General features: G+C 63.3%; 15 protein-coding genes and 4 pseudogenes. 11 read left to right on the top strand and 8 right to left on the bottom strand.

The genetic code is table 11. The features are described 5' to 3' along the window. Positions 1-46 precede the first annotated feature (46 nt). Both RBRH_RS14750 and RBRH_RS14745 read right to left on the bottom strand, forming a co-directional pair. Entirely contained in the window at positions 47-1,408 is a 1,362-nt protein-coding gene (locus RBRH_RS14750; protein ID WP_013428931.1) for an F-box protein, read from the bottom strand. 176 nt (positions 1,409-1,584) lie between these two features. Then, entirely contained in the window at positions 1,585-3,414 is a 1,830-nt protein-coding gene (locus RBRH_RS14745) for an ArnT family glycosyltransferase (protein WP_157864576.1), read from the bottom strand. Positions 3,415-3,608: 194 nt separating this feature from the next. On the opposite strand from RBRH_RS14745, the gene RBRH_RS14740 reads away from it, so the two are divergent. Further along, a complete protein-coding gene (locus tag RBRH_RS14740) occupies positions 3,609-3,959 on the top strand; it encodes a superinfection immunity protein (protein WP_049786584.1) in 351 nt (116 codons plus the stop codon). Positions 3,960-4,178: 219 nt separating this feature from the next. Here RBRH_RS14740 and RBRH_RS19450 read toward each other — a convergent pair whose 3' ends face one another. Beyond that, positions 4,179-4,412, bottom strand: a complete 234-nt coding sequence (locus RBRH_RS19450; RefSeq protein ID WP_041755063.1) for a hypothetical protein — start codon at positions 4,410-4,412, stop codon at positions 4,179-4,181. Between the two features lie 67 nt (positions 4,413-4,479). Here RBRH_RS19450 and RBRH_RS19445 point away from each other — a divergent pair, with 67 nt between their 5' ends. The 4 genes and pseudogenes from RBRH_RS19445 to RBRH_RS14715 form a co-directional block, all read left to right on the top strand. Beyond that, the gene (locus RBRH_RS19445) at positions 4,480-5,091 is read left to right on the top strand and encodes an alpha-ketoglutarate-dependent dioxygenase AlkB family protein (protein ID WP_041754893.1); all 612 of its coding nucleotides are present in this window, start codon (positions 4,480-4,482) and stop codon (positions 5,089-5,091) included. 10 nt (positions 5,092-5,101) lie between these two features. Further along, a pseudogene (locus RBRH_RS14725) lies at positions 5,102-5,512 on the top strand (porin); the annotation flags it as partial. 133 nt (positions 5,513-5,645) lie between these two features. Then, positions 5,646-6,155 (top strand): sugar dehydrogenase complex small subunit, encoded by a 510-nt coding sequence (locus RBRH_RS14720; RefSeq protein WP_013428926.1) that lies wholly within the window; start codon positions 5,646-5,648, stop codon positions 6,153-6,155. Further along, a pseudogene (locus tag RBRH_RS14715) lies at positions 6,046-6,543 on the top strand (c-type cytochrome); the annotation flags it as partial. The gene RBRH_RS14720 and the pseudogene RBRH_RS14715, both read left to right, overlap by 110 nt. Here RBRH_RS14715 and RBRH_RS14710 read toward each other — a convergent pair. After that, positions 6,540-7,935, bottom strand: a pseudogene (locus RBRH_RS14710) (GntP family permease). The pseudogenes RBRH_RS14715 and RBRH_RS14710 overlap by 4 nt on opposite strands. A gap of 320 nt (positions 7,936-8,255) precedes the next feature. Further along, positions 8,256-8,399: a hypothetical protein gene (locus tag RBRH_RS21500; RefSeq protein ID WP_157864575.1), complete on the bottom strand. Its 144-nt coding sequence runs from the start codon at positions 8,397-8,399 to the stop codon at positions 8,256-8,258. Between the two features lie 263 nt (positions 8,400-8,662). Here RBRH_RS21500 and RBRH_RS14705 point away from each other — a divergent pair, with 263 nt between their 5' ends. Continuing rightward, the gene (locus RBRH_RS14705) at positions 8,663-9,226 is read left to right on the top strand and encodes a hypothetical protein (protein WP_157864574.1); all 564 of its coding nucleotides are present in this window, start codon (positions 8,663-8,665) and stop codon (positions 9,224-9,226) included. A gap of 85 nt (positions 9,227-9,311) precedes the next feature. On the opposite strand, the gene RBRH_RS14700 is transcribed toward RBRH_RS14705, so the two are convergent. The 3 genes and pseudogenes from RBRH_RS14700 to RBRH_RS14695 form a co-directional block, all read right to left on the bottom strand. Then, entirely contained in the window at positions 9,312-10,136 is an 825-nt protein-coding gene (locus RBRH_RS14700; RefSeq protein ID WP_041754891.1) for a hypothetical protein, read from the bottom strand. 96 nt (positions 10,137-10,232) lie between these two features. Beyond that, positions 10,233-10,417: pseudogene (locus RBRH_RS20730) on the bottom strand (hypothetical protein). A 141-nt stretch (positions 10,418-10,558) separates the two neighbouring features. Continuing rightward, the gene (locus RBRH_RS14695) at positions 10,559-11,305 is read right to left on the bottom strand and encodes a TetR/AcrR family transcriptional regulator (protein WP_083813554.1); all 747 of its coding nucleotides are present in this window, start codon (positions 11,303-11,305) and stop codon (positions 10,559-10,561) included. Between the two features lie 201 nt (positions 11,306-11,506). Here RBRH_RS14695 and RBRH_RS14690 point away from each other — a divergent pair, with 201 nt between their 5' ends. The 5 genes from RBRH_RS14690 (at position 11,507) to RBRH_RS14670 (ending at position 18,179) form a co-directional block, all read left to right on the top strand. Further along, complete coding sequence (locus tag RBRH_RS14690) at positions 11,507-12,688, top strand: isovaleryl-CoA dehydrogenase (protein ID WP_041754889.1); 1,182 nt, start codon at positions 11,507-11,509, stop codon at positions 12,686-12,688. Between the two features lie 12 nt (positions 12,689-12,700). Next, entirely contained in the window at positions 12,701-14,308 is a 1,608-nt protein-coding gene (locus RBRH_RS14685) for a carboxyl transferase domain-containing protein (protein WP_013428918.1), read from the top strand. 44 nt (positions 14,309-14,352) lie between these two features. Then, the gene (locus RBRH_RS14680; protein WP_041755060.1) at positions 14,353-15,138 is read left to right on the top strand and encodes an enoyl-CoA hydratase/isomerase family protein; all 786 of its coding nucleotides are present in this window, start codon (positions 14,353-14,355) and stop codon (positions 15,136-15,138) included. Between the two features lie 72 nt (positions 15,139-15,210). After that, positions 15,211-17,229, top strand: a complete 2,019-nt coding sequence (locus RBRH_RS14675; RefSeq protein ID WP_013428916.1) for an acetyl/propionyl/methylcrotonyl-CoA carboxylase subunit alpha — start codon at positions 15,211-15,213, stop codon at positions 17,227-17,229. After that, positions 17,226-18,179 (top strand): hydroxymethylglutaryl-CoA lyase, encoded by a 954-nt coding sequence (locus tag RBRH_RS14670; RefSeq protein ID WP_013428915.1) that lies wholly within the window; start codon positions 17,226-17,228, stop codon positions 18,177-18,179. The genes RBRH_RS14675 and RBRH_RS14670 overlap by 4 nt, the downstream gene beginning before the upstream one ends. Positions 18,180-18,437: the final 258 nt, after the last annotated feature.

Below are 18,437 nucleotides of genomic sequence, written 5' to 3'. Positions count from 1 at the left end.
CACTCCAATTCGACACTTTGTTGTCGGCTGCCATTGGATTTCGCGGTCACGGCATGAGACAGGCAAGCAGGGCTGCGCTCGCCTGCTTGGTGAGGTGGTTGCGTTGAATAAAGTCCATTGTCTCCATCACGGCATCCTCCCGCTGGCCTTTGCCCAGCATGTTGATCACGCCGTCGCGCCGTGCCGCCTCCAGCACTTTCAGCGCATCGACGCCGTCCGTGCCACCGCCATCGAGCAAACGCAGCGCACGCTGCCAAATCTGCCACGACAGTGTGCCGTGCAGCCGGGGCGTGGTTTCGATCAGCTGGTGGACCGCTTGTATGCGCACCGGGGGTGACGCGCGCAACAGCGTGGACTCCAGCGTCGATAGCTCGTGGGCGTGCCGCGCCGTGGGCAGGGTGGCTAGCCCCAGCAGCAGTGGTTGCAGTGCGATCATCAACTGGTCGGAGGGCAGCCTCAACGCCAACTGCTGCATGTCTGCGTAGCGAAACGGGCGTTGTGCATCGGACAGTTCGCTCACGGCTGCGGCCAATGCGCCGACTGGCGCGCCTTGAAGCGAGGGTGGCAGGCGCCGTGTCCAGTCCTGCAATATTCCGTATTCCGTTGACACGTCGAGGGCCGCGCCGTGGTTGCCGTCTCGCAATGCGGACAGTTGCTTCGCTAACACGGCGATGAGTTCGGCCTGTTGTGTCTGGCCAAGCGAGGGCAGGCGGCCCAATAGCGCTTGATACCGCGCCGCGAATTGCGATGGCCACAATGGCAGGCACGACAGCGTCGAGGCAAGCGACGCCCACAGGCTCTGATGGCCGTTCCGATGTTGCTCGGCAATCGCCTGCGCGAAGTCGAATAATTCCACGCGCTGCTGCGGTGCGTATTGGACAATCGATATGATCATGGCTTGTTGGACGACATGGCTATGTCCAGGGATTCCGTCTGCCGCGCGGAACAGACGCTTGAAGGCCTCCGGCTGTTCGGCGGCCGGCAGCCGTGGCAGCCGGTACCAGAGTGCCACGATGGAGTCCAGGCGCAGGCTGGGCTCGAACTGGATATCTTGCGTTTGGTCGAGCAACTGTTGCAGCGACGCGAGATCCACGACCGTGTCGATTTGTTGGCAGCTGTGCCACGCCAGTCGTCGTTCGCGCAGTATCCGATAGGAGCGTTGGTTCAGCGCGGAAAGCTGCGCGATATCGTCGTATGACAGGTGCGACGCGATTTGCTGGATCACCTCCGGCGGCAGGTCGTCATAGGTGGTTCGGCTTGCTGGCGCGGGCAATGCAGTGCTACAAACGACGTGGTCGGTGCGCGCGGGCCGCGGGGGCGCGGCAGCGGCTTGGACGGAGTATCGGCCGTCGGTTGCATAAACGGCGGACTTGACGGCATTCAAAGCGTCGTTGATGTCGAGATCCATCGGCGGGTCAGTTGGTTGCGATCCACGTTGGGTGAAAGCAATGGGTCAGATTGTATGCCAACAATGTACGGGGACAGGACAGATTTTTTCTTATTGCGTATCAATCTAGCCATGTTACGGTCTACTGATTACATTCTCGGTGTGGGCTGCGCGTGTTCGTGCCCTGGCTTGTGTGCTTACGACCGCGTGTCGTCGCGCACGAACACGCGCAGGCGCTCATGTGTATCGCCTTGGCGTGCGCCTTGCCACACGCGCTTCCAGCCTTCGTAGCCTGCGTCCGGCATCAACATATCATCCTGCACGATCAGCCAGCGGCAGGCGCTCGATGCAGCCGCGTCGGGCGGCACCGGCCGATGCACGATGCCGGTCACGTATTCGAGCATCGGTGCTTGCGATTCGCCAAGGCCGACGCTGACCATGCAGTCGCCGCTGCGCCAGTCGGCATGAAGCGACGTGGCCAGTTGCTCGAATACCGGCGTATAGCTCTTTGCGCGGTCCAGCCACGGCAGCAGCAACGTGAAGACAAGCCCCCAGGCGAGCGTCACGCCGGCGCACCAGACAAATGGCGCTTGGGCGGGTCCGAGCCGTCGTGCATATCGGCACGCGGCGAACCAGGCGACGCACAACGCAATGGCTATCGCCACCGCTGGCGGCTGGAACGGAACCACGTAGTCCAGCGGTAGCCACTTTTGCAACCATCGGGCGGCGCCGTGTGCGGCGATCGGCCGCATCATCACCGCCCAAACGAACCAGGCCAACGCGCCGAACGCGGTAAATAGCACGAGGCTCAGCGTGCTCCATCCGCGTCGCAACGCGGCGGGCAATTGTGCCACGCCATCCGCGCCGAGCACGGCGAGTGGAGCCACGAACGGTAGCAGATACAGTACCCGTGCGGTCGCCGATAGACTCAGCAGTCCGATGCCGAACACGCAGAAAATCAGCGCAATGCTGGTCGCCGGTTCGGTGATCTTGCGCCAGCCGCCACGCGCGAGCGCGTACAGGGCCAGCGGACCGCTCGGAATCGCGCCGATCAGCAGCGCGCGCAGCACCACCGCATGATCGTTATCGGAGCCCAGCCGATCCACCGAGAAACCCAGAAAGCGGCCCACGTTGTTGTCCCAGAACCAAGCGACGAACAGCTCAGGCGAGCGATGGGCGAGCAGTGCTGGCCAGATGAGAAAAAACGGCATGCTTAGCCCCACCGCGGCCACGACCGCCGCGACGTAGCGGCGCGAGCGGCACGCGGGCGTGAGCGCCGGTAATACAGCCGCGGTCAGCGCTAGCACCCCGGGAATGAACAGTCCCTTGGTCATCTGCGCGATGCCAGTGCCGATGCCGAACCATGCCACGTCGGCGAACGCTGCGCCGTGACCGGCTTGCATGCGCAGCGCGATCCGGTACAAGCCGTACAGTGCGCAGACGGTCCCGGTCACCAGTGCGACGTCCGTGAATAAGTCGTGTGCGTGCTTGACCATGATTAGGGTGCCGCTGAACAGCGACAGTGTGATGAGCGTCGCTTGCCATGGATCGCGGCACTCAGGCGCGGCCGCGCCGCCGGTATGACCGTTGTCGCGCGCGCGCAGGCGGCTCCACGCCGCCAACACCAGCAGCGTGACGGCGCCGCACAGTACCGTCGTGAGCCGGGCGCCGTCATGCAGCGGCAGCCATCGCGACAGGCTCCCGGCTACCAGCGCCGCGACCCAGTAGTACAGCGGCGGCTTTTCCATGAACGGCTGCCCGGCGTTGAGGGGGACGATCCAGTCCTTGCCGTGCAGAAACGATTGAATCATGCCGAACGAATAGGTTTCGTCTTGCTTCCACGGCGCGTGGCCAAGTATGCCGGGCAGCAGGTACAGCAGGGCGGCGAGTACGATAAGCACAGTGCGGCGCAGCGCGAGGGCACGCGCGGCCCATGGGCCGGTGGCCGACAGCGCATCCGGCGTTGGCGCGCCTGGAGGCGTGCCGGGAGCCGCCTGCTGCGGCGGGCGAATTGGCTTGGACTTCATACAGCGTTGTGAGATGGTACTGCCCGTTTCGACGGCCAGGTTGACCGGCGGGAGCGACGAGCATACAGCAAGTCGCCCTGTCGGTTTGTCGAATTGCGAATCGCACGCCTGGTCGTCGCGGCTTGGGCGTTCGGCACCAGGCATCGCCGGTCTTCGTGCTGCGGCACGGGGCAGGCTCGACTATAGTGTCGATCATGAGGATCACAATCATTCAACTCATCCAGGCACTGGCGGCGTTGCTGTTGTATTTTGCACCGTCGATCGTGGCTGACCGGCGCAAGCGGCCGGACACGTTGATGCTGGCTCTGTTCAATGTCTGCCTGGGGTGGACGGTTCTCGGATGGCTGCTTGCGCTGCACTGGGCGCTTGGGCCGGTCGCGCGTGCGCTCGATGCCGGCGAGTTGACGGTGCGGCGGCGCACGTTGACCATGCGCATGTTGTCGAACAGCTTGACGCAGCGCGCTCGGCGCACGGATGCGCGCGACGCGCAACGGGAAGCGGATATTAAGGCGGCGCGGGCACGGGCGCGACGCGGTGAATTCTAAAAAGCCGGCGCGCTGGCCGCATGGTGCGGTTTTACGTTGGCGATGTTCGGTTGGCGGTCAAGCGCTATGGACAGATGCGCGGACCGAGAGCTGGCTTCGGCACCGTCGCCGGCTGCCTGCTGCGTGGGCGGTTGCTGCGACGCGAGCCCCTGCAGGATGCGGCGCATCCACATGGCGTCGTGCACGCTGGTGCAGCGCTTGTGACGTTGGCTGCGGGGCTCAGTCCAGGCCGTCGAGCATTGCGCTGAGCATTTCGTCGAACGCCTGTTGGGCGTCTTCCAGCTCCTGCAGTGCCGCGTCAAAGGTAGTCAGCGCGAAGCCCGATGGGCGGCCGTCGCCCTCGGGCGGGAATTGTTTTTGCAGCGCGGCGAATGCACTTTGCACGCCAAGGGTCGCGGTCACCACGCGCTGCATGGCACGCGTTTCCGCGGCGCGGATCTGTTCTACCGACATGGTGTGCATCCTGAATGGTTGGGACAAAAGGGATACTATCAGGGCTTATGCGTCGTTTCGTCGTTCTATGCTGGATCTATTTGATGACGTTCCGAAACCGGACATAGACTGGTATCCGAATTGCCTCACGCCTGCCGTGGCGGCGCACTCGCTGCGCCAGCTCACGCACGAGGTCGCGTGGCGACAGGACTGGATCAACACGCCGCGCGGCCGCATTCCGCTGCCGCGGTTGACCGCTTGGCAGGGCGATCCCGACGCTGTCTATGTATATTCCGGCATTAGGAACGTGCCGGCACGATGGACGCCCACGGTGCTGGTGCTGCGTCGAATCGTGGAGCGTGTGGCCGCCACGCGATTCAATAGCGTATTGCTCAATCGCTACCGTCACGGCAAGGATGGCATGGGTTGGCACGCCGATGACGAAGCGTCGCTGGGCCAGCAGCCTATCATTGGATCACTCAGTCTCGGAGCGGCGCGCACCTTCGAGTTGCGTCATAACGCTACCGGAGCCGTGCATGCGCTCAGACTCACCAGCGGCAGCTTACTCGTGATGCGAGGCCGCACGCAGGCTGAATGGAAGCACCGCGTGCCGAAAACTGCCGCACTGGTTGCTGAACGGCTCAATTTGACCTTCCGTTGGGTTGAGCCTACGCAGCGCACGGCGGCCGGGCGAGCGTGAACGCGGCGCCGGCGCCCATAATACCTATTTCGGACTGCGTGGCGACGAGGACTGGGGCACTGGCCTGCATGCCATCTTTAAGTTGGAGAGCGGCTTCAACTTGAATAATGGGCAATATAGCGAAAGCGGTTCGATCTTCAATCGGCAAGCTTATGTTGGGCTACGGAATGATCAGTATGGCGCGTTGACCCTGGGACGCCAATACGACTCGGTGGTCGATTATTTGGCGCCGCTGTCCGCGGCGGGCTCCGGATATGGCAACAATCTCGCTGGCCATCCGTTCGACAACGACAACCTCGACAACACGTTCTCGATCAAGAATGCGGTCAAGTACACAAGCCCGAACTACTACGGCGTGTAGTTCGGCGGCCTGTATGGATTCAGCAACGCAGCCGGCCAGTTCTCGAATAACCGCACATGGTGCATATGCCGGGCCGACGCTTGTATCCAGGCCGCAGCGCTTCGCGGACTCAGCGCGCCCGGGCGCGCTACATGCTTCTGCGCAGTCCGCCCAGTCCTTTGGACTGCATTATGAATCGAAAGGAGAATGACAAGTGAATCGAGACACCGTGGATCAGGCGGCAGCCACCGTGCATTCGGGTGCGCGTCGAGCCTGGCTGCAAAAGACGTTGGCGTGCGTCGCGGCAGGTCTGGTCGGATCGCCGCTGCTGCGCGCTGCCGCGCAGGGCAATGACGCATTGCTCGATGCATTCATGACCGTGTCCCGCGCATTGACGGGCAAGGCGACGCTGCCTCGCGACGTAGGCGGGCGCCTGGCTGAAGCGCTACAGAAAAAAACGCCGGACCTGGCGCAGCGCGTGCAGCAGCTCGCCGGTGCGTTGGCCTCGGGTAAGCTGAACGATGCACAGACGGCACTGGCGCTGCGCATCCTGCAGGCATGGTACGTCGGCGAGGTCGACGGTATGGTCGTCATCTACGAGCAGGCACTGATAGGCTGCCGGACCCATGGCCGAGGCGGTGCAGCACAGCTTCTCGCATATGACCGACGCGGACCTGACTGCGATCGCGACGTACCTGCACACGGTGCCGGCCGTGCGCGGTGATGCGCGGCGGGCCCGCCACGGATGGGGCAGTCCTGCGCGTGACGTGACCGCACTGCGCGGCGTTGCGCCCGATGCCGCGCGCGATCCCGCGCGCCTCTATCTTGGCAATTGCGCGACGTGTCATCACGCAAGCGGGCAGGGCACGCCGGATGGCTACTATCCGCCACTGCTGCATAACTCGACCGTGGGCGCGACGAATCCGACCAATCTGATCCAGGTAATCTTGCATGGCGTGCAACGCAATGCGGCCGGCAACGAGGTGAGCATGCCGGGATTTGCACAAGACCTGACGAATGCGCAGATCGCTGCGTTGGTGAACTACGTCACGCGACAGTTTGGCAATCCGGCCGTATCGGTCACCGAACGCGACGTCGCGAAGCTGCGCTAGCGGGTCGCATAGAACACCGCGATCACGAAAAACACGGCGAGCGTCTTGATGACGGTGACCGCGAAGATGTCGCGGTAAGATTCGCGGTGAGTCAGCCCGGTGATGGTTAGCAGCGTGATCACCGCGCCGTTGTGCGGCAGCGTGTCCATGCCGCCGCTGGCCATCGACACGACCCGGTGCAGCACGTCTAGCGGAATCTGGGCAGCCTGTGCGGCCTCCACGAACGTGTCGGACATCGCCGCCAGCGCGATGCTCATGCCGCCGGAGGCCGTGCCGGTGATGCCGGCGAGCGAGGACACCGAGATTGCGGCGTTGATCAGTGGATCAGGAATGCGTCCGAGCATGTCACTGACGACCACGAAACCGGGGAGGATTGCAATCACGGCGCCAAACCCGTATTCCGATGCGGTATTGAGCGAAGCCAACAACGCGCCGCTGACCGCGGCCTTGCTGCCGGCGATGAATCGCCGTGACACGCGCCCGAACGCGGTGGTGACGACCAGCAAGATGCCGAGCAGTATCGCCCCTTCGACGGCCCAGACCGCGACCACGCTTTTGAGCGGTGTATTCAGTGGTGCGGCGATGCCCGGGAAGACCTCGGCGCTGACGGTGTGCTCGGCGCCGTACCATTGTGGAAGCAGTTCGGTTAGCGCGAAGTTGGCCACCCCCACGAGCACCACGCGGCGCGATGGCCAGCGCCGGGTGGGGCAGATTCGCCAACTCGACGTGCTCCGGTTCGTTGACCAGCGACGTGCCGTAGCCTTCGCCACGTTTAAGGGCGGCGCGCCGGCGCCATTCGAGATAGGCCAGCCCCACGACCAGGATGAATGCTGCGCCAACCATACTCAGTGCCGGCGCAGCCCAGGCGGTGGTTTTGAAGAAGGTGGTCGGGATGATGTTTGGGAGCTGCGGCGTACCGGGCAATGCATCCATCGTGAACGAAAACGCGCCTAGCGCGATCGCGCCGGGTATCAGCCGCTTTGGGATGTTGCTTTGCCGGTATAGCTCGGCGGCGAATGGATACACGGCGAACACCACCACGAACAGCGACACGCCGCCGTAGGTGAGCAGCGCGCAGACGGCGACGATGACGGCGTTGGCACGCGAGCGGCCGATATACTGGATAGCTACGGCTACGATCGACTCGGAGAAGCCAGATAGCTCGATGACTTTGCCGAACACGGCACCGAGCAGGAACACGGGGAAGTAGAGTTTGATGAAGCCGACCAGTTTCTCCATGAAGATGCCGGAGAATACCGGGGCGACGGCGCTCGGATCGGTGAGCAGTACCGCGCCCAAAGCGGCCACGGGGGCGAACAGGATCACGCTGTAGCCGCGGTAGGCGGCAAACATCAGAAACGTTAATGCGGCGATTACGATCAAAAACGACATATCGACTCCAATCGGCACCATGCAGCGCAGTCGCCTGCAATAGTGTGTACCGATGTCCTGGCTAATTGAGCGGGATGCAGCCACGCCAGATGATGCCGGGTAACAGGATGCACCGGGCACGGCAAGACGGATGCGATACGGGTTTCGTCGGTGTGGCGCCGCTCTTCTTGCACGCGCGCTGCTAGAACAGATGAACATCGATATCGATTAAGCCTTGCTCCGGCGGTAATCGTCACAGGCATTGTCGCACCAGATCGTCGCGGACGATTTGCTCGGGCGGGCAGCCTCTCTCGTAGCCGGAAAAGGACAGTCGGCAAACTTCATCCAGATTCGATGACGATGCAACCATTCGGGTCAGCCAGATTTTTCTGGTCGCGGAACACTGTGAGCGACGATAGGCTGCCGCCAATCTGGTCACGGGTAAAAGGCACGAAGTCTTTCCCGAGCAAATTTTGCGTTGTCAAGGGCGACTGTTTGAACAGTCGATGATGGGGGCACAGAACACTGCGTAAGGTTGGCCCGCCATTCCAGGTTGCGGTGACGGTCGGCAGTTTCGGTCGCCTCGGCACAGCGCTTGGGCGGCCAGCGTTGTCTACCTTGATCGGGCAAGATCGGTATCGGCCGGCGGAAGCCGTGCCGATTGCTGGTAAAGTTTCGAGTCTTTGTTTGACGAAGTAGCGAGGTGGATGTGGCAGTTTTGCAGATTTCCCGGCATAGGCGGCCAATCGTGGCCGCAACGATCGCCGTTGCGGCATTGGCATGGCTTGGCGCGTGCGCGCCGGTCGCCGGCCCGAGTGACGCGGGTCCCACCGACGCGGCGTCGCTGAGGGCCGGGTTTGGGCACGGCGGGCAGCCATCCTCCGCTGCCCCAGCGACGGCGCCGACTCTCGCGGCGGCATCCGGCACCGAAGCCGCGTCGTCGAATGCCGCAAAAGGACAGCATGGCCTGGCACGGGATATTGTGGTAGGTGGCGATTTAGGCTATCACGTCACGTTGAAAATGACTCCCCCGGCGCAGGTGTGCGATGCCGATGCGTTCGTCGATGGTGTGAGAACAGGGTATATCACCACGTGGAACGGCCTGGTTGCCGCCTCTGGCGGCGCGCTCGGCAACGGCGCAATGCACCGGCCGGTGTTCGATCCGGCGCCCGTCGCGCCGTCCGAGGAGCGTTACCGATTACAGTGGAAAGGCGGCCCTGAGCCGGCCAATGCATGTGCAGCATACGGCTACCAGATTGGCAAGGTCATGGGCACCCGCCAAGCGTATATCGACGCGCGTGGCGCTTCCTGATCGCGGCGCGCGCGGCGATTGCCTAGCGTGCATAAGACTGGCGTCGCAGGGGCTGCTTCAGCGCGCCGCCGCTGAACTCTCATCGTCAACGATGGCCAACGATGCGGTTCCAGCCGTGCCGGATCGACGCCTTCAGCCGGTGCCATCCGTCGCTCGCAGGGGCAACCCGTGATGCACCGCGCGTGGCGTCTGCGTTGCCGGCCTGTGCGGATGGGCGATTCAATGGCCGGCGACAGTGGCCCGCCAGCGGGTCGGTGAGCCCCAGTTCATCGGTCAAAGAGCGGGCGACGTTGTGGTCGTCGTCCTTGTCCGGATCGTGTGGCGGCGTGGGTTCGGCACAGGAGGCATCCGGGCGCGCGGTGCGGCCTGTGAGTACATCATCATTTTGTGGTGGGGTGATGTGGCTATCGACGCACCGTGCGCCGGCGGACAGCAACGTGTCTCGCGCCACCGGCACCTGCAGGTGTGCGTAGACGTCGACACTGACTAGCGCTGATCCGTCACGCGATGCTTGCCGATACCGGGCAGCCTGGGATGGAAAGCGTCGGTGGCGAAACACAGCGGCAAGCCAGTGCTCGATCGACTCCCACGAGAGATGGCCTGGCAACTCGTTAGCGCCTGCCGGTGTCTCGGCATCACGCGCCATCGGCGCCGACAGTTTGGTGCCGAGAGGCGATGGCGTATCGTGCACAGTGTGCGCGGCAGCGGTCCCATTGCGTGGCGCAGTGGGGGCCGGCTCGGCGTGCGTCGCCATTTCGGCCTGCTCCTGATTCTCGCTGAGTGGGCGCGCGCTGCGGCTCGCGTCATGGATTTTGATGTCCGGATGGGGGAAGCCGGCTTCGGCTAATGCGTGTTCGGCCCGCATGGCATCGTTGCGGTTGTCGAACACGCCGATCAATGTGTATTTCATTTCACTACTCCATTGGGCGGATGTTCGCTTACGCAAGGAAAACGCAATTTTTAGGCCCAGGAAACGCTATTGCGCATAATGAAATATTGAGTTGTTTTACCGGCAATGTTCGATCGCGGCGTCTCGGGTGGGCAAGCGTAGGGTAGGCGGAAAAAACGGGTTGACCAGCCATTCCCCGTCGCTGCAGCGGGCGATCACGATATACGGCTGGTAGGTTCCATCCGGTTGCGCGCGGGCGAGCAGTTGGCAAGATAACCTCGATGGGAAAACGCACCGTTCATTGCGCATCGTTCATTGTCATGCCCCTTGTCGAGCGGCCATGCAGCACGTGCCGATGATCAGCACGGTGCGACCTCATCCTGCATGAGCGAGGCGAGCACGGTCAATTGAATGCATTTTCCGCTCACGAATGGATCGGGACGTTAGCGTGCTGGCAGGCGTTCCAGCGCCTGCTCGACGTCGTCACGGAATTGCACCAATGCAGCCCATTCCGTGTGGCTCGGCTGCAGCGCGCTCCACAACATGTCGATCAGTTGTTCGGCGGTCGCCTCGATATCCGTAGCCCGCTTGGTCAGCGTCGCATCCCACAACACGTGCTCCATCGGGCCGAAGATCATCGAGCGCAACAGGCGCAGCGGCACGTCACGCCGGATTTGCCCCAGTCGCTGGCCGTGGGCCAGCACATCCATCAGTGGCTTCGTATAGCGGCGTTGCAACTGCATGAATGTTTCGCTTAATTCGTGGTGCTTGGTGCGGCCCTCGGACAGCACCAGCGAACATAGCCCGGTGCCGTTGAGCAGCATTAACCGCAAGTGCGTGCGCACGATGAACGCGAATTGCTGCCGCACCGAGCCGTCGCGCGGCAGGCCGCGCTCGGTCGCTTCGATGATCTCGTCGTACCAATCGCTGATCACGCGTGCGCACAACTCACGCTTGCTAGAGAAGTAGCTGAACACTGTCGCCTCCGCAATCCCCACGCGCTGGGCGATCTCGGCGGTCGTCGCATGCTCGTAGCCGCGTTCGGAAAACACGTCGCGGCCTACGCTCAGGATCTGTCTGACGCGCTGCTGCGATTTGGCGCCTGCCGGCACCCGGCGTGTGGCGGTGTCCCGGGGCAACGGGGGCCTGCCAGAAGTGGGGGCCGGGGGCCCGGTGATCGGGTCGTTCATGACAGTGGGGGAATCGATCATGATATGAGCGTCACTCAAAAAATCTTTGCGTCAAGCGCCGGAGTGGACAAGAATTGCTTTATGTACTCGCTCAATGCTGGTCTTCCCGGTAGGTGAGTGTTACTCAATTCTATGCCAGGGTGCCGTCGACGGTGCACAGGCAGACGCTACTGTCGCGTCGTGTGCCGTTCGGAGGAAAAAATGCGTCACATTCCCGGATTGCAATTTCCGCTCGGCGAGGACATCGAGATGCTTCGCAAGAGCGTCGCCCATTTCGCCGCGAAGGAAATCGCGCCGCGCGCGGCCGACGTCGATCGCACCGACCAGTTCCCCGTGGACTTGTGGAAAAAATTCGGCGACCTTGGCGTGCTCGGCATGACGGTGTCCGCCGAATATGGCGGCGTCAACATGGGGTACCTCGCTCATATGGTGGCGATGGAGGAGATTTCGCGCGCGTGCGCCTCGATCGGGCTGTCGTATGGCGCGCACTCGAACTTATGCGTGAATCAAATCCACCGCAATGGTAATGAAGCGCAGAAGCGCAAGTACTTGCCCAAGCTGGTGTCCGGCGAGCACGTGGGCGCGCTGGCGATGAGCGAGCCGAATGCTGGCTCAGACGTGGTCAGCATGCGTCTGCGTGCCGACAAGAAGCGTGACCGATACGTGCTCAACGGTACCAAGACGTGGATTACGAACGGACCGGACTGCGACACGCTGGTGGTGTACGGCAAGACGGACCTGGAGGCCGGCGCACGCGGGATGACGGCGTTCATCGTCGAAAAAGGCACGAAGGGCTTTTCGGTCGCGCAAAAGCTGGACAAGCTCGGCATGCGTGGCTCGCACACCGGGGAACTCGTGTTCGAGGACGTCGAGGTGCCGCACGAGAACGTACTGGGCCAGGTCGGTGGCGGCGTGAAGGTGCTGATGAGCGGGCTCGACTACGAGCGAGCGGTGCTCGCCGGCGGCCCGACCGGCATCATGCGCGCTTGCCTGGACGCGGTCGTGCCGTATATCCACGATCGCAAGCAGTTCAGCCAATCGATCGGCGAGTTTCAACTGATTCAGGGCAAGGTCGCGGACATGTACACGACGTTGCAGGCTTGTCGCGCGTACCTGTACGCGATGGGTAGCCAGTTGGATAAGCTTGGGAGTGAGCACGTGCGCCAGATGCGCAAGGATTGCGCCGGCGTAATTTTGTACACGGCGGAGAAGGCGACATGGATGGCTGGCGAAGCGATCCAGATTCTGGGTGGCAACGGCTACCTCAACGCGTTTCCGGTTGGCCGTCTGTGGCGCGATGCGAAGCTGTATGAGATCGGCGCCGGCACCAGCGAGATCCGCCGGATACTGATCGGTCGGGAGCTATTTGCTGAGACGATGTGAGGGACGTCAACGATGCCCGTACTCGAAACCAAGCTGAATCCGCGTTCCGACGCATTCCGTGCGAACGAGGCGGCGCAGCAGGCCCGGGTCGCCGACCTGCGCGAGAAGATCGCCGCGCTCGCGCAGGGCGGCGGTCAAGCGGCCCGGGACAAGCACCTGGCCCGCGGCAAGCTGTTGCCGCGCGAGCGGATCGCGCAATTGCTCGATCCCGGCACGCCGTTCCTCGAGCTGTCGCAACTGGCCGCATACGGCATGTACGGTGGCGATGCGCCGGGCGCGGGCATCATCACCGGCATCGGCCGCATTGCCGCGCAGGAGTGCGTGATCGTGTGTAACGATCCGACGGTCAAGGGTGGCACCTACTACCCGATGACCGTGAAGAAGCACGTGCGCGCGCAGGAGATCGCGCAGGAAAACCGGTTGCCGTGTCTTTACCTGGTCGACTCAGGCGGGGCCAACCTGCCGAACCAAGACGAGGTATTTCCGGATCGGGATCATTTCGGTCGCATCTTCTACAACCAGGCGAACCTGTCCGCGCAAGGCATCGCGCAGATTGCCGTGGTGATGGGTTCGTGTACCGCCGGCGGTGCCTATGTTCCCGCTATGAGCGACGAGTCGATCATCGTCAAGGACCAGGGCACGATTTTCCTCGGCGGCCCGCCGCTGGTGAAGGCCGCGACCGGCGAGGTCGTCACGGCCGAGGACCTGGGCGGCGGTGACGTGCACACCCGGCTGTCCGGTGTCGCCGATCATCTTGCACAAAATGATGCGCATGCGCTCGCGATTGCACGTCGCATCGTGGGCAACTTGAACCGGGTCAAGCCGCAGTCGCTTGCACTGCGTGAGCCGAAGCCGCCGCGCTACGACGCGCGGGAGTTGTACGGTGTCATCCCGACCGACACACGCAAGCCGTTCGACGTGCACGAGGTGATCGCGCGCCTTGTGGATGATTCGGTGTTCGACGAGTTCAAGGCGCGCTACGGCACGACACTGGTGACCGGATTCGCGCACCTGTGGGGACATCCTGTCGGCATCGTTGCCAACAACGGTATTTTGTTTTCTGAATCGGCGCTCAAGGGCGCGCACTTCATCGAGTTGTGCTGCCAGCGCAGAATTCCACTGATTTTCCTGCAGAACATCACCGGCTTCATGGTCGGACGCAAGTACGAGAATGAAGGGATTGCCCGTCACGGCGCGAAGATGGTCACTGCGGTCGCGACCGCGCAGGTGCCCAAATTTACGGTAATCATCGGCGGCTCGTTCGGCGCCGGTAACTACGGAATGTGTGGCCGCGCGTACTCGCCGCGGATGCTATGGATGTGGCCGAATGCGCGGATCTCCGTCATGGGCGGCGAACAGGCAGCCTGCGTGCTGGCCACGGTGCGTCGCGACGGTATCGAGGCGAAGGGCGGGACCTGGTCCGCCGAGGACGAAGAGGCTTTCAAAGTGCCAATCCGGGCGCAGTACGAGCATCAGGGCCACCCGTACTACGCGAGCGCCCGCCTATGGGATGATGGTGTCATCGATCCGGCACAGACCCGCGATGTGCTCGGCTTGAGCTTGTCGGCCGCGATGAATGCGCCGATCGGCGAGGCGCGCTTCGGCGTGTTCCGCATGTAGGCGCTGGTGGCTCTCGTGTTCTGCGGATGCGAGGAGGCGAAGCGATGCAATACGACACCTTGACGCTCGGTTGCGAGGATACGCTGGCGACCGTGACATTGAACCGGCCGCAGGTGCGCAATGCATTCAACGAGACGATGATCGCCGAGTTGACGTCGGTGTTCGGCATGCTGGGCCAACGCGGCGAAATCCGTGCGATCGTGCTTGCTGCCAATGGGGTGGCGTTCTGTGCGGGCGCCGACCTGAACTGGATGCGCAAGATGGCAGGCTACTCGGACGACGAGAACCGTGCTGACGCGTGCATGCTCGCGCGAATGCTAGCAACGATTTACCGCTGTCCTAAGCCCGTGGTGGCACGCGTCAACGGCGATGTCTACGCCGGCGGGATGGGATTGATATCGGCCTCGGACATCGTGGTCGCGCAGGAAAATGCACGTTTCTGCCTGTCCGAGGCGCGGCTCGGCCTGATCCCAGCGACGATTGCGCCCTATGTAATTCGCGTGATCGGCGAGCGTGCGGCCCGGCGCTATTTCACGACCGCCGAGCCGTTCGATGGCACGACCGCGTTGCGGCTCGGGCTGGTCAGCGAACTGGTGCCGCAAGTCGCGCTGGACGAGACGGTGCGCCGGCTGGCCGATGCGCTTGTGGCCAACGGCCCCGCTGCGGTCGCCGAATCCAAGCGACTGGTGCAGGACATCGCCGGCAGGCCATTGACCGACGAATGGATGGACGAGACCGCCGAGCGGATCGCACGGGTGCGGGCCTCGGCGGAGGGCCGTGAAGGGGTGGCGTCGTTTCTCGAGAAGCGCGCGCCGAGGTGGCGCATGTGAAGCGGGTCGCGCGTTGGCTTGGCTGTGGGCATTGTGGCGTGCCGCCGGCGCGGTTCAACGGGATAGGAGCCCATGTTCAAGAAGATACTGATCGCCAACCGCGGCGAAATTGCCTGCCGTGTGGCTGCGACGTGCCGTCGCCTGGGTATCCACAGCGTGGCGGTCTATTCGGATGCCGATGCGAAGGCCAAGCACGTCAGTGCTTGTGACGAGGCAGTCCATATCGGCGCAGCGCCAACGGCCGAAAGCTATTTGCGCATCGAGCGGATCATCGATGCCGCTCAACGCACCGGCGCGCAGGCGGTCCACCCAGGCTATGGCTTTCTGTCGGAAAACGAAGCATTTGCGCAAGCTTGCGCGGCGGCCGGCATCGAATTTATTGGGCCGCCGGTCAGCGCGATCGCCGCGATGGGCTCGAAGGCGGCTGCCAAGGCGCTGATGCAGGCCGCTGCTGTGCCACTGGTGCCGGGCTATCACGGCGAAGATCAGGACCCGGCACGATTGCAGCGTGAAGCGGATGCAATCGGCTATCCGGTATTGCTCAAGGCCAGCGCGGGCGGTGGCGGCAAGGGAATGCGGGTTGTCGAGCGGCGCGAGGAATTTGCCGCCGCGCTGGCCTCGTGTCAACGTGAGGCGGCAAGCAGTTTCGGCGACGATCGCGTGCTGGTCGAAAAGTACCTGGTGCACTCGCGCCATGTCGAAGTGCAGGTCTTCGCGGATAAGCATCACAACGCCGTGTACTTGTTTGATCGCGACTGCTCGGTGCAGCGGCGTCACCAGAAGGTGCTCGAAGAGGCGCCGGCGCCCGGCTTGTCGGACGACACACGCCGCGCCATGGGGGCGGCGGCGGTTGCCGCGGCCCGCGCGGTCGATTATGTCGGTGCCGGTACCGTCGAGTTCATCATGGCGCCGGGCGGCGAGTTCTATTTCATCGAGATGAACACGCGGCTGCAGGTCGAGCATCCCGTCACCGAGAGGGTAACGGGACTGGACCTGGTCGAGTGGCAACTGCGTGTCGCCGCCGGTGAAAAGCTGCCGTTGCAACAACATGCGCTGCACGTGAGTGGCCATGCGATCGAGGCGCGGATCTACGCGGAGAACCCGGCGCGCGGCTTCTTGCCGTCGACCGGTACCCTGCTGCACCTGCGGATGCCAGATGCCGTCGAGTTCAGTGTCGGTGCACAGGGCGGCCCGGCATCGCGTGCACCGGTGCGCATCGACAGCGGGGTGCGGCAGGGCGATATGATCACGCCGTACTATGATCCGATGATCGCCAAGCTGATCGTGCACGGCGTGGACCGTGGCGACGCGTTGGCGCGGTTGTCACGCGCGCTGCGCGAGATCGAGATCGTCGGTCCGCATACGAATATCGAATTCCTGCATCGGATCTCGACCAGCGAGCCGTTCACGCATGCCAAGCTCGACACGGGCTTGATCGAGCGCCATCATGCGGCCTTGTTTGCGCGCCGCGAAAAGCCGGTGGGCGAAGCACTCGCGCTGGCCACTGCCGCGTTGCTGGCGCGTGAGCGGGATACGTCGCCTTGGAGCGTACTGTCGCATTGGCGCTTGAATGGCCCCTATACGCAGGTCATCGAATGGCGCGATCTCGAGCGCGCAGGCGATGCAAGGCTCGCGGTGCGCTTCCAGTGCGATGCGAATGGCGCGGTGCTAGAGCTGAACGGCAAAGCATTGCCGTTCGCGTGGTGGGGCGGCGACGGCGCGCATGAATTGAATATGGTCCTCGGCGTGCGGCGCATCACCGGACGCGTATTCATCGACCGCGATACCTTCCATGTTTTCTTGCGCGGCGACGCGTTTGCGTTCGAATGGCAAAATTTACTGGCCCATGCGGCGCACGCCGAGCACGGCGAAGGGCGGCTGACCGCGCCGATGCCTGGCAAGGTGATCGCGGTGTTGGTCGAACCCGGTGCACTGGTCAACAAAGGCACGCCACTGATCATGATGGAGGCGATGAAGATGGAACACACGATCGAGGCGCCGGCGGCCGGCAAGGTCGAGCAGATCTTGTACGCGGTCGGTGACCAGGTGGACGACGGCGCACAGCTATTGACGCTGGAGGTGACTTCATGACGGAGGACAGGAGCGACCCGGTGGCCAAGCCCCGCAGCAACGTGCCCGGGTTGCCCGGCTGGGTGAAGATCGTCGAGGTGGGGCCCCGCGATGGCCTGCAAGCGGAAAAAGTGCAGGTGCCGACCGACGTTAAGGTGGAATTGCTCGACCGGCTGAGCGCGGCCGGCTTCGCAAACATCGAGGCGGCGTCATTCGTGTCACCGAAATGGGTGCCCCAAATGGCCGACGGCGCCGACGTGATGGCCCGCATCCAGCGGCGGGCAGGCACGTTGTATTCGGCGTTGACCCCCAACATGCAAGGTCTCGAAGCGGCGCTGGCCGCGCGCGTGGACGAGGTGGTGATTTTTGGTGCGGCAAGCGAAGCGTTTTCGCAACGCAATATCAATTGCTCGATTGCTGAATCTCTCGCGCGTTTCGCCCCTGTCGCGAAGGCCGCCAAAGAGGCCGGACTGCGGTTGCGCGGCAGCATCTCGTGCTCGCTTGGCTGCCCGTACCAAGGGGACGTCGCGGTCGATGCCGTGGTCGATGTGGTGACCCGGATGCGCGATCTCGGATGCGATGAGATCGACATTGCTGACACCATCGGCGTAGGTACCGCGAACCGTGTGCTGGAGGTGGCCGAAGCCGTGTCATCTGTCTTTCCGCTCGAATGTATCGCCGGGCACTTCCACGATACCTATGGACAAGCACTGGCGAACATCTATGCGGGGCTGCAGGCCGGTATCACCATTTTTCATTCATCGGTCGCGGGCCTCGGCGGCTGCCCCTACGCGAAAGGCGCGACGGGCAACGTGGCCACGGAAGACGTGTTGTACCTGCTCCACGGACTTGGGATCGAGACAGGTGTCGATCTAAACGCAGTGGTCGCGGCGGGCGACTTCATCAGCCGCGCGATTGACAAGCCCAACGGCGCACGCGCCGGCAGGGCGCTGCTTGCCAACACAGTGTAGATCAGCTTCAGGGCGGCGTAGACGACGCAGTCCGCCTCCGCGCGCCGAGGAACGCGCGGGCTCACGCCAGCATCCGACGCATCGCGACACCCAACGCCGCCCACACGGAAACGCTGGGTAGGTTCACCGCACCGAATTCGGTTCAGGGTTCAGTGTAGCACTTACGATTGCGTTCTACATTGACGTAGTGCGCTAGATGCCGCTGCCGGCTGGCTTGACCAAGCGGTGGCGCCTCGCAGACTGACGACTACGAATAGC

The organism is Mycetohabitans rhizoxinica HKI 454, from assembly GCF_000198775.1.
In the GTDB taxonomy this organism is placed as follows: domain Bacteria; phylum Pseudomonadota; class Gammaproteobacteria; order Burkholderiales; family Burkholderiaceae; genus Mycetohabitans; species Mycetohabitans rhizoxinica.
Note: the sequence above shows the minus strand (reverse complement) of the source record. Positions and strands in the feature narration are given on the sequence as shown.

Coding starts and splice junctions, on each gene's coding strand:
- RBRH_RS14685 (WP_013428918.1), top strand. CDS start 12,701: ATGCCCGTACTCGAAACCAAGCTGAATCCGCGTTCCGACGCATTCCGT.
- RBRH_RS14675 (WP_013428916.1), top strand. CDS start 15,211: ATGTTCAAGAAGATACTGATCGCCAACCGCGGCGAAATTGCCTGCCGT.
- RBRH_RS14700 (WP_041754891.1), bottom strand. CDS start 10,136: ATGAAATACACATTGATCGGCGTGTTCGACAACCGCAACGATGCCATG.
- RBRH_RS14745 (WP_157864576.1), bottom strand. CDS start 3,414: ATGAAGTCCAAGCCAATTCGCCCGCCGCAGCAGGCGGCTCCCGGCACG.
- RBRH_RS14670 (WP_013428915.1), top strand. CDS start 17,226: ATGACGGAGGACAGGAGCGACCCGGTGGCCAAGCCCCGCAGCAACGTG.
- RBRH_RS14680 (WP_041755060.1), top strand. CDS start 14,353: ATGCAATACGACACCTTGACGCTCGGTTGCGAGGATACGCTGGCGACC.
- RBRH_RS19445 (WP_041754893.1), top strand. CDS start 4,480: ATGCTGGATCTATTTGATGACGTTCCGAAACCGGACATAGACTGGTAT.
- RBRH_RS14690 (WP_041754889.1), top strand. CDS start 11,507: ATGCGTCACATTCCCGGATTGCAATTTCCGCTCGGCGAGGACATCGAG.
- RBRH_RS19450 (WP_041755063.1), bottom strand. CDS start 4,412: ATGTCGGTAGAACAGATCCGCGCCGCGGAAACGCGTGCCATGCAGCGC.
- RBRH_RS14750 (WP_013428931.1), bottom strand. CDS start 1,408: ATGGATCTCGACATCAACGACGCTTTGAATGCCGTCAAGTCCGCCGTT.
- RBRH_RS14740 (WP_049786584.1), top strand. CDS start 3,609: ATGAGGATCACAATCATTCAACTCATCCAGGCACTGGCGGCGTTGCTG.
- RBRH_RS14695 (WP_083813554.1), bottom strand. CDS start 11,305: ATGAACGACCCGATCACCGGGCCCCCGGCCCCCACTTCTGGCAGGCCC.